General features: G+C 71.5%; 11 protein-coding genes and 1 riboswitch. Of the genes, 8 read left to right on the top strand and 3 right to left on the bottom strand.

Features of this window, described 5'->3' with window-relative positions:
- Positions 1–53 precede the first annotated feature (53 nt).
- The 3 genes from BLP73_RS06045 to aroQ are packed head-to-tail and all read left to right on the top strand — an operon-like array spanning position 54 to position 2,600.
- On the top strand, positions 54–599 hold the full coding sequence (locus tag BLP73_RS06045) for a DUF924 family protein (protein WP_090741307.1): 546 nt from the start codon (positions 54–56) through the stop codon (positions 597–599).
- A 51-nt stretch (positions 600–650) separates the two neighbouring features.
- Positions 651–2,099 carry an asparaginase gene (locus BLP73_RS06040; RefSeq protein WP_090741305.1) on the top strand — a complete coding sequence of 483 codons (1,449 nt, stop codon included), beginning with the start codon at positions 651–653 and terminating at the stop codon, positions 2,097–2,099.
- A 48-nt stretch (positions 2,100–2,147) separates the two neighbouring features.
- On the top strand, positions 2,148–2,600 hold the full coding sequence (gene aroQ / locus BLP73_RS06035; RefSeq protein WP_090741303.1) for a type II 3-dehydroquinate dehydratase: 453 nt from the start codon (positions 2,148–2,150) through the stop codon (positions 2,598–2,600).
- A gap of 232 nt (positions 2,601–2,832) precedes the next feature.
- Here aroQ and BLP73_RS06030 read toward each other — a convergent pair whose 3' ends face one another.
- The 3 genes from BLP73_RS06030 to cobO form a co-directional block, all read right to left on the bottom strand.
- A complete protein-coding gene (locus BLP73_RS06030; protein WP_090741301.1) occupies positions 2,833–4,212 on the bottom strand; it encodes an alpha,alpha-trehalose-phosphate synthase (UDP-forming) in 1,380 nt (459 codons plus the stop codon).
- A 9-nt stretch (positions 4,213–4,221) separates the two neighbouring features.
- A complete protein-coding gene (gene otsB / locus BLP73_RS06025) occupies positions 4,222–4,944 on the bottom strand; it encodes a trehalose-phosphatase (protein WP_090741299.1) in 723 nt (240 codons plus the stop codon).
- A gap of 93 nt (positions 4,945–5,037) precedes the next feature.
- Positions 5,038–5,667, bottom strand: a complete 630-nt coding sequence (cobO, locus tag BLP73_RS06020) for a cob(I)yrinic acid a,c-diamide adenosyltransferase (RefSeq protein ID WP_090741297.1) — start codon at positions 5,665–5,667, stop codon at positions 5,038–5,040.
- A gap of 41 nt (positions 5,668–5,708) precedes the next feature.
- A riboswitch (cobalamin riboswitch) is annotated at positions 5,709–5,912 on the top strand.
- Positions 5,913–6,016: 104 nt separating this feature from the next.
- Between cobO and BLP73_RS06015 the strand changes: the two genes are divergently transcribed.
- From BLP73_RS06015 to BLP73_RS05995, 5 genes are read left to right on the top strand one after another with little or no spacing between them, the layout of a single operon-like run.
- Positions 6,017–6,391 carry a DUF1636 family protein gene (locus BLP73_RS06015; protein ID WP_090741295.1) on the top strand — a complete coding sequence of 125 codons (375 nt, stop codon included), beginning with the start codon at positions 6,017–6,019 and terminating at the stop codon, positions 6,389–6,391.
- A 3-nt stretch (positions 6,392–6,394) separates the two neighbouring features.
- On the top strand, positions 6,395–7,438 hold the full coding sequence (cobW, locus tag BLP73_RS06010; protein ID WP_090741293.1) for a cobalamin biosynthesis protein CobW: 1,044 nt from the start codon (positions 6,395–6,397) through the stop codon (positions 7,436–7,438).
- The gene (gene cobN / locus BLP73_RS06005) at positions 7,438–10,707 is read left to right on the top strand and encodes a cobaltochelatase subunit CobN (protein WP_090741291.1); all 3,270 of its coding nucleotides are present in this window, start codon (positions 7,438–7,440) and stop codon (positions 10,705–10,707) included. The genes cobW and cobN overlap by 1 nt, the downstream gene beginning before the upstream one ends.
- Positions 10,668–11,807, top strand: coding sequence for a precorrin-3B synthase (gene cobG / locus BLP73_RS06000; protein ID WP_342672082.1), 1,140 nt, complete (start codon positions 10,668–10,670; stop codon positions 11,805–11,807). The genes cobN and cobG overlap by 40 nt, the downstream gene beginning before the upstream one ends.
- Positions 11,807–12,436: a precorrin-8X methylmutase gene (locus BLP73_RS05995; RefSeq protein ID WP_090741287.1), complete on the top strand. Its 630-nt coding sequence runs from the start codon at positions 11,807–11,809 to the stop codon at positions 12,434–12,436. Before cobG ends, BLP73_RS05995 begins: the two co-directional genes overlap by 1 nt.
- Positions 12,437–12,438: the final 2 nt, after the last annotated feature.

The raw sequence follows: 12,438 nt of genomic DNA, 5'->3' as shown, positions 1-12,438 counted from the left end.
CCTTGCCCTGCCCCGCCCGCGCGGCCACCCTGACGCCAGCAAAGGAGGACGTCATGCAGATCAAGACCCCCGCCGAGGTGCTGGACTTCTGGTTCTCGGAGCGGATGCGGCCCAGCTGGTTCGCAAAATCCGACGAGATCGACGCCGCGATCCGGCAGGACTTCACCCCCACCTACGAGGCCGCCCATGCGGGCGAGCTGAACCACTGGATGGACCGGCCGCGGGACGCGCTGGCGCTGGCGATCGTGCTGGACCAGTTCCCGCGCAACATCTTCCGCGGCAACGCCCGCAGCTTCGAAAGCAACGACCTGGCGCTGCGGGTGGCCTACACCGCGCTGGACCGCGGCCATGACGCCAAGGTCACGGCGGAGGAGCGGCAGTTCTTCTACCTGCCGCTGATGCACAGCGAAGATCTGGCCGATCAGGAGCGTTCGGTGGCGCTGTACGAGGCGCTCGGCGACGAGAACAGCCTAAAATTCGCGCGCGAGCATCGCGACATCGTTGCCCGCTTCGGCCGCTTCCCGCATCGTAACGCCATCCTCGGCCGCGACAGCACGCCCGAGGAAACCGAGTTCCTGAAGACCCATTCCGGCTTCTGACTGGATCATGCGCGCCTCGCCGGGCTATGGCTCGGCCAAAAGGGGGCGCGCATGAAGGTCTGCATCATCAACACGGGTGGCACGATTTCGTCGGTTGGCGCGCCGCTGGCGCCGATGCCGCCCGCGGATTTCGCCCGCGCGGCCGAGGAGCTTCTCGGGCCCGCCCTGCGCGCGGCGCTGCCGGGGGTGGAGGCGTGCTATGACGGCGCGCTGAGCTTCGCCGGAGGCGCGGCGGCGCTGGACAGCACCGACCTGCGCCCCTCAGACTGGTGCCGGATCGCCGGGCGGGTGCTGGACCTTTATGACAGCTTTGATGGCTTCGTGATCCTGCACGGCACCGACACGATGGATTACAGCGGCACCGGTCTGGCGCTGCTGCTGAACGTGCCCGGCCCTTTCGGCCTGCCGCGCGCGACCCTGTCCAAGCCCCTGATCCTGACAGGCGCCCAGCTGCCCCTGTTCCGGCAGGCGCCCGAGGGGCTGGTCCTCAACGCCGGCAGCGACGCCTTTGCGAACCTTTCGGGCGCGCTGCAGGCAGCGACGCTGCGCCTGCCCGAGGTGGGGGTGTTCTTCGACGGCAGGCTCCTGCGCGGCAGCCGGGCGCTGAAGGTCTCGACCCGCCGCTTCGCCGCCTTCGACAGCCCGCACCTGCCGCCATTGGCGGAAAGCGGCATCGGCATCTGGCATGGCGCGGCGCGCCCCCTGCCCAGTCCCGCCGCGCCGAAACTGGCGCTGGATCACCCGGATGCGCGCGCGCTGGTGCGGGCGCAGCTGGAGGCGGTGGCCGCGCGGATCGACGCGCTGCGCGTGCCGCTGATCTCGGCCGTGCCGGCGGATCATCGGGCGGATGCGCCGCTGATGGCACGGCTGGTGGAGGCGGCGCTGGACGGCGCCGCGGGCCTTGTGCTGGAGGGATTTGGGGAGGGGAACATCCCCGCAGGCCTCGGCGCGATGGAGGCGGCCTTGCGGGCGGCATCGGTCCTCGTGGTGATCGCGTCGCGGCCGGTCGGCGGGCGAACTGGCGCCTTCCACTATGCCGCCGGCGCATGGATCGCGCAGACCGGCGCCATCGGTGCGGGCGACATGACCCCGGTGGCGGCGGTGGCGAAGCTGCTGGTCCTGACGGCCGCCGCGCCGCATCACGGATGGGACCTGGCGACGCTTGCCGCCCTGATGACCCGAAGTCTCGTTGGCGAGCGCGCGGCGCTGGACCGCATGGAGGCGCCGCTTCTGCCCGGCATGCGGCTTCAGGCGGCGGACGCGGCGGCCGAGCTGGTGAACGATCCGGACAGCGGCCCGCGGCTTGCCGGCTGGCAGGCGCCGGGGCCGGGGCGGCTGGAGATGCGCGGCGCGCACCTCGTGCTGGTGGCGCCGGACGGCGCGGCGACCGAGCTGGCGACGGGGCCGGGCCAGGCGCCGCTGCCGGTGCTGACGGCCGCCGGCCTGATGCTGGTCGATCCGAGCCACCGCGAAGCCCCGATCCTCGCCCTGCCCTGCTGACAGCGACCCGCCCCTGCGCTAGGACGGGCCGAGCCACCGGAGAGCGCGATGCCCCTGATCCATGTCCTGAACGGCCCCAACCTGAACCTGCTGGGCCAGCGCCAGCCCGAGGTCTACGGCCGCGAGACCCTGGCCGATGTCGAGGCGCTCTGCCGTGCCGTCGCCGCCCCGCACGCCATCCGCTTCCTGCAATCGAACTGGGAGGGGCAGATCGTCGACTGGATCCACGAGGCCCGGCACGAGGCGGCGGGGATCGTCATCAACCCGGCGGCGCTGACCCACACTTCTGTCGCGGTGCTGGACGCGCTGAACGCCTTCGAGGGGCCGGTGATCGAGGTCCATCTGAGCCAGGTCCACAAGCGGGAAGCCTTCCGGCACCATTCCTATGTCTCGATGCGCGCGGACGGGGTGATCGCGGGCCTCGGCCCTGAAGGCTACGCTGCCGCCATCCGCCGGATCGCCGCGTTGATCGGCGAGGAGCCTGAAGGCCTTGTCGACTAGAAAAAGCCGCCGGACCCGCTGCCAGGGAGGAGGGGCGGCAGCGTCCGGCGGCTTCGTCTTCTGCCTTGGGACCAGAGCGGGTCGAGGAGGGCGCAACCCAGTGTCCACATCCTCAATCTAGCAAGCCCGACGGCCTTTCGCAGCCCTTCCGGCCGCAATCGTGCTGCGGCGCAGCGAAATGATCAGAAACCGTGCAGATGATTGCCAGCTATGATCACCGGGCGGGCATATTTCATCCGTCCGACGTCGCCACCGGCCTTTGCGCGGCCTTCTCGAGCGCCGCGAGATAGGTCGAGGACCACCAGCCGACATCCTGCTCGACCACGCCCTGAAGCAGCGCCGAGTGGCGTCGGCGGCGCTCTTTCGGGGTCATGTGGACGGCTTCGGCCATCGCCTCGGCCATCTCGTGCGGATCGTGGGGATTGATGATCAGCGCGTCGGTCATTGTCTCGGCCGCGCCCGCGAATCGCGACAGGATCAGCACGCCCGGATCGACCACGTCCTGCGCGGCGACATATTCCTTGGCCACGAGGTTCATCCCGTCCGCCAGCGGCGTCACCAGCCCGATCCGCGCCTGGCGGTAGAGGCCGGCCAGCACGTTGCGCGGGAAGGGCCGGTGGATGAAGCGGATCGGCGTCCAGTTCAGCGTGGCGAACTGCCCGTTCACGCGGCCCGACAGATGCTCGGTCTCTTCTCGAATGTCTTGGTAAGCGGCGACCGATTCGCGGGTCGGCGGGGCGATCTGCAGGAACGAGATCTGCTCGATCAGGTCGGGATTGCTCTCGAGCAGCAGCTGGAAGGCGCGGAAGCGCTGCGGCAGGCCCTTGCTGTAGTCCAGCCGGTCCACGCCGATCATCATCCGCGCCCCGGTCAGGCTGCGCATCCGGTCCTCGTCCGGGGCCTGCCGGGCCTCCTCGATGAAGGCCGAGGCGTCGATGCCGATGGGAAAGACCTGCGCCTGCACCTCGCGCCCGGACAGGCGGAAGCGCGAGTCGGACAGCGGCTTCAGGTCGGCCAGCTGCCGCGCGCTTTCGGCGAAGTTGCCAAGGTCGCGCTGCGCCTGAAAGCCCAGAAGGTCGTAATGGGACAGCCAGTCGAACAGCTCGCCCGGGTTCGGCAGCGCGGCGCAGTCGGCCGGGCCGGGAAAGGGGATGTGCAGGAAATACCCGATCGGAACCGTCACGCCGCGCTGGCGCAGCTCGGCCGCAAGGGGGAAGAGCTGGTAGTCCTGCACCCAGATCCGGTCGCCCTCGCGCAGATGGGGCAGCATCAGGTCCGCGACGCGCGCCGACACGCGCCGGTATCCCTCGAGATATTCAGGCCGGATCTCCATCAGGTTCGGCCGCCCATGGCAGAGCGGCCAGAGAATCGAGTTGGAGTAGCCGAGATAGTAGGCCTCGTAATCCTCGACGTTCAGGTCGAAGGACAGCCGCTGGAAGGCGGCGCCGGGATGTTCGTGAAGATGGTCCGCCGGATATTCGGACGGCTCGCCCGAAAAGCCGATCCAGACGCCGCCCGAGGATTTCAGCGCATCCTCCAGCGCGACGACGAGGCCGCCGGACGGGTTGACCCCAAGCGGCAGGCGGTTCGAGACGGCGATCAGGCGCGACATGCGGTCATCCTATGCCAGCGCTTCATCGAGCCAGCGCGACAGCGCGGCCGGGTCGGGCAGGCGGTGACGGGCCACGCTGTCCCCCTCGCCCACCTTGATGGCGAAGCCGCCCTGGTCCTGCGCCGCGGCCATCGCGGGCTCGTCGGTCAAATCGTCCCCGGCATAGACGGGCATGCGGCCGACGAAGGGCGGCATGGTCATCAGCCGGGCCAGGGCGTCGTCCTTGCGAACGCCGGCGGGCCGCAGCTCGACGGCCATCTTGGCCGGTTGCAGCTCCAGCCCCGGGAAGGCCCCGGCCAGCTGGCGCATCGCGTCCTCGACCACGTCGCGCAGCGAAGGGTCGGCCCGGTAATGCAGCGCGACGCCGTGGGGCTTGTCCTCGACGAGGATGGCGGGATGGGGCGCGGCCAGCTCGCGTGCCTGCCGGTGCAGCGCCAGCAGGTCGAAGTCGATGCCATGCGCCGCGTCGATCCGGCCGGGCTTCAGCGACATCTCGGCGCCGTGGCTGCCGGCGATGACGCCGGGAAAGCCGGGGAAGCGGCCGCGCAGGTCCTCGACGTTGCGGCCCGAGATCAGGGCCAGCGCCCCGTCCAGCCGCGCATGAAGCCGGTCGAGCCGCGCCGCCAGCTCGGGGCTGACCGTCACGGAATCGGGCGTCGGCGCGATGTCCACGAGACAGCCGTCGAAGTCGAGGAACAGGGCGGCATCCTGCGGAAGGGGCGGCGGGGTCATGAGCAGCGTCTCTCCTTCGTCACCAAGACGTGACTGCTCAACCCCCGAGCGGCGGGGCAGGTTCACCCCGCGTCGAGTTTTTTCCGCGTCATATCAAAACTCAACTCCCGGTTGCGCCTTGATTCCGGCGCGAAACGGGTGCTTGACCTGCGTCATCTCGGTGACCAGATCGGCCGCCTCGACCAGCGCCTCGGGCGCGCCGCGGCCGGTCAGGACGACGTGGGTCATGGGCGGCTTCTCGGCCTGAAGAAAGGCCAGCACCTCGGCCGCATCCAGATAGCCGTAGCGGAAGGCGATGTTGATCTCGTCCAGCAGCACCATGCGAATCGAGGGGTCGCGGATCAGCTCCTGCGCCTTGCGCCAGCCGGCCTCGGCCGCGGCGATGTCGCGGGCCTTGTCCTGCGTCTCCCAGGTGAAGCCCTCGCCCATGGAATGGAACTGGCAGAGGTCAGAAAAATGCGTCGTCAGCAGCCGCCGCTCGCCGGTGTCCCACGCGCCCTTGATGAACTGGACGACCGCGCAGGGCATCTGATGGGCGATGCAGCGCATGATCATCCCGAAGCCGCTGGAGGACTTGCCCTTTCCCGGCCCGGTATGGACGATGATCAGCCCCTTCTCGCCCGTCTTCGCATCCATCATCCGGTCGCGGGCGGCCTTCTTCTTGGCCATCTTCGCGGCGTGGCGGGCCTCGTCCTCGGGCAGGGTCGCGTCGGGCTCGGTCATGGCGGGGGCTCCTTGAGGTTGACAAATCCGGCCGGCGGGGCCTTTGGTAGCCGCGTGCTGGTGCCCGCTGCAAGGCGGGCGAAGAGGGAATGCGACGGGTCTCGGCCCGCGACGCAGCCGCCCCCGCGACCGTAACCGGAGAGGTCGCCCGATGCCACTGGCCGCCGCCCGCAAGGGCAGGCCGGGAAGGCGGGCCGACCGTCTGATCCGCAAGCCGGGAGACCTGCCAGCGCGGAAGTTGAACGGGCGGACGGGGTGTTCCGCGACCGGCAGATGGCGGCGGGGCGCAATGCGCCTGCCGGTGTCTTCGGCCAGCCCCATGCGCCTCAGCGTTACGGAAAGGGCCGCGATGCGCGCCGTCTTGCATGTCTGCACCACCTGCCGCGGGATCGAACCCGGGCCCGACGATCCGACGGGCGACGACCGCCGCCCCGGCGCGCTGCTGCTGGAGGCGCTGGCCGGCGCCGTTCCCGACGCGGTCGAGCTTCGGGGGGTCGAATGCCTCTCGGCCTGCTCGCAGGGCTGCTCGGTCGCGCTGACGGGTCCGGGCAAGTGGTCCTATGTCTACGGCCGCCTGACCCTCGAGGACGCCGCCGATATCCTGTCGGGCGCGGCCGCCTATGCCGCCAGCGCCGACGGGATCGTCCCCTGGCGCGAGCGTCCCGCCATCTTCCGCAAGCAGAGCCTTGCCCGCATTCCCCCTCTGACGATCCCCCAGGAGTAAGCCATGTCCGATCTGGTCAAGACACCCGTCACCGTCATCACCGGCTTTCTGGGCTCGGGCAAGACAACGCTGATCCGCCACCTGATGCAGAATCCGCAGGGGTTGCGGCTGGCGGTCATCGTCAACGAATTCGGCACGATGGGCGTGGACGGCGACATCCTGAAGGGCTGCGCGGATGAAAGCTGCCCGGCCGAGAACATCATGGAGCTGTCGAACGGTTGCATCTGCTGCACCGTCGCCGACGACTTCATCCCGACGCTCGAGGCGCTGATGGCGCTGCCGCAAAAGCCCGACCACATCCTGATCGAGACGTCGGGCCTCGCGCTGCCGAAGCCGCTGCTGAAGGCCTTCGACTGGCCGGCGATCCGCTCGCGCATCACGGTGGACGGGGTGATCGCCCTGGCCGATGCCGAGGCCGTGGCGGCCGGCCGCTTCGCCCCCGATGTCGCGGCCGTGGACGCGCAGCGCGCCGCCGACGACAGCCTGGACCACGAGACGCCGCTGTCCGAGGTCTTCGAGGACCAGATCGCCTGCGCCGACGTGGTGCTGCTGACCAAGGCGGACCTCGCGGGCGAGACCGGCGTCGCCGCCGCCCGCCGCGTGATCGAGGCCGAGGCGCCGCGTCCCCTGCCCATCCTGACGATCACCGAGGGGGCGGTGGACCCGCGTCTGATCCTCGGCCTCGGCAAGGCGGCCGAGGATGACCTCGACGCCCGCCCCAGCCATCACGACGGCGCGGACGATCACGAGCACGAGGATTTCGACACGCTGGTGATCGAACTGCCCGAGATCACCGACCCCGCCGATCTGGCCGACCGCATCGCCCTGCTGGCCGCCGAGCAGAACATCCTGCGCGTAAAGGGCCATGTCGCGGTCGCCGGAAAGCCGATGCGCCTGCTGGTGCAGGCGGTCGGCGCGCGGGTGCGGCACCAGTACGACCGGCCCTGGGGGACGGCGCCGCGCCGCTCGCGCCTCGTGGTCATCGCCGAGCATGACGACGTGAACGAGGCCGCGATCCGAGCGGTCCTTGAGGGTGTCCCCGCCTGATGCATGTCATCTTCCGCGAACGCGCCGGTCTGGACCAGACGGACGCCCCCTATGACCCCGGCCAGACGCCGGCGGATCTGGTGGTGCTGTCCTTCTCGGACAGCGACCTCGGCGCGTTCGCGGCAGGATGGCATCGGGCGGCGGGCGGGCTGCCCTCGCTGCGCCTGTGCAACCTTGTGGCGCTGCGGCACCCGGTTTCGGTCGACACCTATCTCGAGCAGACGCTGAGCGGGGCGAAGGGCATCCTGATCCGGCTGATCGGGGGCGAGGCCTATTGGCCCTATGGGCTGGCCTCGGTCCAGGACCTGGCCCGGCGGCGCGGAATTGCGCTGGCGGTGCTGCCGGCGGACGGGCGGGACGATCCGCGGCTGGACGAGGTCTCGACGGTGCCGGCCTCGGTCCTGCGCGTGTTGCGGCGGCATTGCGACCAAGGCGGCGCGGTGGCCGCGCAAGCCGCCCTGGCGCAGCTGGCGCTGGCGGCGGGGCTGGAGGCGGCGCCGGTGCCGGGCGTGAAGCTGCTGCCGCAGATGGGGTTCTACGACCCGGACGCAGGCGTTCTGGCCGCCCCGCCCGAGACTGCCGAGGCCGTCGTGGTCTTCTACCGAAGCTGGCTGGCGGCGGCGGATGTGGCCCCGGTCGATGCGCTGATCCGGGCGCTGCGGGACGATGGCTTCGCCGCCGTCGGGGTCTTCGTGCCCTCGCTGAAGGCCGAGGGGGTGGAGGCGTTGCTGGCCTCGCTGCCCGAGCCGGCCTTCGTGGTGAACGCGACGGGCTTCTCCTCGGGCGGAGGTATCGTGGCCAAGGCCGGACGGGGGGCCAGCCCCCCGGACCCCCCGGGATATTTGCGCACAGAAGATGGGGGCGTTGCGCCGTTCAGCTGGGCCTGTTTGGTCTTCCAGGTGGCCTTCTCCACCAACCGGCGGCGGGATTGGGCGGAGGCGGAGCGGGGGCTGTCGCCTTCGGACCTGGCGATGAATGTCGTCCTGCCGGAGGTGGACGGGCGGATCTTCGTGGGCGTGGTCAGCTTCAAGGGCGTGGCGCCGCGCGATCCGGCGCTGCAATACAGCCGTTTCGTGCACCGGCCGGACATGGACCGCGTGAGGGCGGCGGTGCGGCGGATCGCGGGTTGGGCCCGTTTGGCGCGGATGCCGGCGGAGGCGCGGCGGGTGGCGCTGGTGCTGTCGACCTATCCGGGGCGGGATTGGCAGATGGCCCATGCGGTGGGGCTGGATTCCCTGGCCTCGGCCGAGGCGATGATGCGGATGCTGGCGGAGGCGGGTCATGACGTTGCTCCCGGCGATGCGGCAGGATTGGCCAAGGCTTGCGAGGCGTGGCCGCTCGAGGCGTATCGTGCCGCGCTGGAGCGGTTGCCGCAGGCGCTGCGGGACGATCTGGCGGCGGCCTGGGGCGCGCCCGAGGCGGACCCGGATTGCGCCGGCGGCGTCTTCCGCTTCCGGGCGCTGCGGCGGGGGAAGTTGCTGCTGGCGCTGCAGCCCGAGCGGGCGCATCGGGCCGGTCGCGAGGACGCCTATCACGACCTGACCCGCGTGCCGCGGCACGCCTATATCGCCTTCTACCTGTGGCTGCGGGATCAGGCGGATGCGCTGGTCCACATGGGCGCGCATGGGACGCTGGAATGGCTGCCGGGCAAGGCCGTCGCCCTGTCCGAGGACTGCTGGCCCGAGGCGCTGGTGGGCGATCTGCCGGTTATCTACCCCTTCATTGTCAACGATCCGGGCGAGGCTGCGCAGGCCAAGCGGCGGATCGGGGCGGTGACGCTTGGCCATCTGCCGCCGCCGATGCGGGCCTCAATCCTGCCCGAAGGCATGGCGGGGCTGGAGCGGCTTCTGGACGAGTACTCCACCGCCGACGGGCTGGACCCGGCGCGGCGCGACCGGCTGATTGCCGGCATCCGGGCGGAGGCGCGGGCGCTTGGGGTCGAGGATGACCTGGGTCTGCCAGCGGATGCCAGCGCGGCCGAGGCGATCACCCGCATCGACCGCTTCGTCTGCGACATCAAGGAGAGCCAGTTCGGCGACGGGCTGCATGTCTTTGGGCAAGGCGCCTGCGGGGCCGAGGAGCGGGCGGGGCTGATGCGCGCGCTGGCGGGGCGGTTCGTGGCGCCCGGCCCTTCGGGCTCGCCGAACCGGGGGCGGTCCGATGTACTGCCGACGGGGCGGAACCTCTTTGCCGTCGATCCGCGCGCCGTGCCGACGCCCGCCGCTTATGCGCAGGGGGTGAAGCTGGCCGAGGAGCTTTTGCGCCGCCATCTGCAGGATCACGGCGACTGGCCTAAGGGGCTGGTCGTCGATCTGTGGGGCAGCGCGACGATGCGGACGGCGGGCGAGGAGTTCGCGATGGCGCTGCATCTGGCGGGGCTGAAGCCGGTCTGGGACGCTGGCTCGGGCCGTGTCTCGGGGGTCGAGGCGGTGCCACTGGCGCTGCTGGACCGGCCGCGCATCGACGTGACGCTGCGGGTCTCGGGCCTCTTTCGCGACGTCTTCCCGGTGCTGGCGCAGCTGTTCGAGACCGGGGCGGCGCTGCTGGCCGGGCGGGAGGAGGCGGCCGACATGAACCCCTATGCCGGCGCCGGGCCGCGGGTCTTCGGGCCGCGGCCCGGCCAGTACGGGCTGGGAATGGGCGTCGCCGCCGATACCTTCACCGACGAGGCGCGGGCGGCGGCGGGCGAGGCCTGGCTTGCCGCCTCCAGCTGGGCCATCGGCGCAGACGGCGCCAGCCGCGAGGATCGCGCGGGGCTGAAGGCGCGGATGGTCCGGGCGGACAGCTTCGTTCATGCCCAGGACCTGCCCGAGAGCGACCTGCTGCTGGCCGCCGACTATGCCGCCCACGAGGCGGGCTTTGCCGCCGCGATGGCGCGGCTTGGCGGGCAGGCGAGCCTCTATCATCTGGACGCGACGCAGCCGGACCGCCCCCGCGCCCGCAGCCTGACCGAGGAGATCGCGCGCACCGTCCGCGCCCGCGCCGCCGATCCGGCCTGGGCCGACGGGATGACCCGGCACGGATTTCGCGGCGCGGCCGAGATCGCGGCGACGCTGGACCATCTGGCCGCCTTCGCCCATCTGGCGGGGGCCGTGCCGACGCATCTGTTCGATCTCTATCACGACGCGACGCTCGGCCGGCCCGAGATCGTGGACTTCATGGAAGGCGCCAATCCCGGCGCGCTGGCGGCCATGCGGGACCTCTTCCGGCGGCTGGCCGAGGCGGGGCTGTGGGCGACGCGGCGCAACTCCATCGCGGTGGCCCTGTGACCGTCCGCGGCTGGTGCCCCGGCGCATTGGCGCCGATGGAATCCGGCGACGGGCTGGTGGTTCGAGTCCGGCCGCGGGGAGGGCGGCTGGATGCCGCGCAGGCGGGCGCCATCGCGGATGCCGCCGAGGCGCATGGAAACAGGGTGATCGAGCTGACCGGCCGGGCGAACCTGCAGCTTCGGGGCGTGACGACGGCCGGCCACCCGGCGCTGCTCATGGACCTGCGGGCGGCAGGGCTGCTCGACGTGGACGCCGCGGTCGAGCGGCGGCGGAACGTGATGGTGACGCCCTTCGCCGACCCCGAGGCCGACGCCCTGGCCGAGGCGCTGGAGGCCGCGCTGGAGACCTCCGACCTCGAGCTGCCGTCGAAGTTCGGCTTTGCCGTGGACACGGGCGCGGGCCCGGTCCTGTCCGAGGACCCCGCCGATATCCGCATCGAGCGTGGGCCGGCTGGCCCAATCCTCCGCGCCGACAGGATGGAAGCCGGGACAGCCTATTCCGGCCCGCAGGACGCGCTGGATCTTGCGCGATGGTTCCTCGGGCAGGGAGGCGCCACGAATGGCCGCGGGCGCATGCGGGCGCTCATCCTGCGCGGCTGCGTGCCGTGCGGCACCCGCCTCGCCCCCCATCCGCCCGCCCCGCCCGCCGCGCCGGGCGCCCATGCCAGCGGCATCCTCGCCGCGCTGGAATTCGGGCAGATCGCGCCGGACACGCTGCGCCGCCTTGCCCGCCTCGCGCCCCTGCGCCTGACGCCGTGGCGGATGATCCTGGCGAGCGGCGCCCAAGCGCTGCCGGACCTGCCGGGGCTGATCCTCGACCCGGCCGATCCGCGCCTTGCCCTGCGCGCCTGCCCCGGTGCGCCGGCCTGCGCCAGCGCGCTGGCCGAGACGCGAAACCTCGCCCGCAGCCTGGCGCCGCTTGTCCCAAAGGGCGCGGTGCTGCATGTGTCGGGCTGCGCCAAGGGCTGTGCCTGGCCACGCCCCGCCGACCTGACCCTGACCGCCACGGCCGCCGGGTTCGACCTGATCCGCCACGGCCGCGCCGCCGATGCTCCGACCCTGCGGGGCCTGCACCCCGACCAGCTGCCCAAGGTTCTCTGATGCCCCATGTTTACGAAAAGGACGGTGCCGCGATCTATCGCCAGTCCTTCGCCACCATCCGGGCCGAGGCCGATCTGGCGCGCTTCGATGCCGACGAAGAGCCCGTCGCCGTTCGCATGATCCATGCCGCCGGGCTGGTGGGGCTGGAGCGTCACATCGCCTTCACCCCCGGCATGGCGACGGCCGCCCGCGTGGCGCTGGCGGCGGGCGCCCCGATCCTCTGCGATGCGCGCATGGTCAGCGAGGGGATCACCCGCCCGCGCCTGCCCGCCGCGAACGCGGTCGTCTGCACCCTGAACGATCCCCGCACCCCCGAGATCGCGCGCGAGATGGGCAACACCCGCAGCGCCGCCGCGCTGGAGCTGTGGCGCCCGCATCTGGACGGCGCCGTCGTTGCCATCGGCAACGCGCCGACCGCGCTGTTCCATCTGCTGAACATGCTCGAGGACCCCGCCTGCCCGCGCCCCGCCGCCATCATCGGCTGCCCCGTGGGCTTCGTCGGCGCGGCCGAATCGAAGGACGCGCTGATGGAAGCCCCGCCCGCCCCGTCGCTGATCGTGCGCGGCCGGCTTGGCGGCTCGGCGATCACCGTGGCGGCCATCAACGCGCTTGCCAGCCGGAAGGAGTAGCG

The organism is Paracoccus tibetensis (genome assembly GCF_900102505.1).
Lineage (GTDB): Bacteria > Pseudomonadota > Alphaproteobacteria > Rhodobacterales > Rhodobacteraceae > Paracoccus > Paracoccus tibetensis.
Note: the sequence above shows the minus strand (reverse complement) of the source record. Positions and strands in the feature narration are given on the sequence as shown.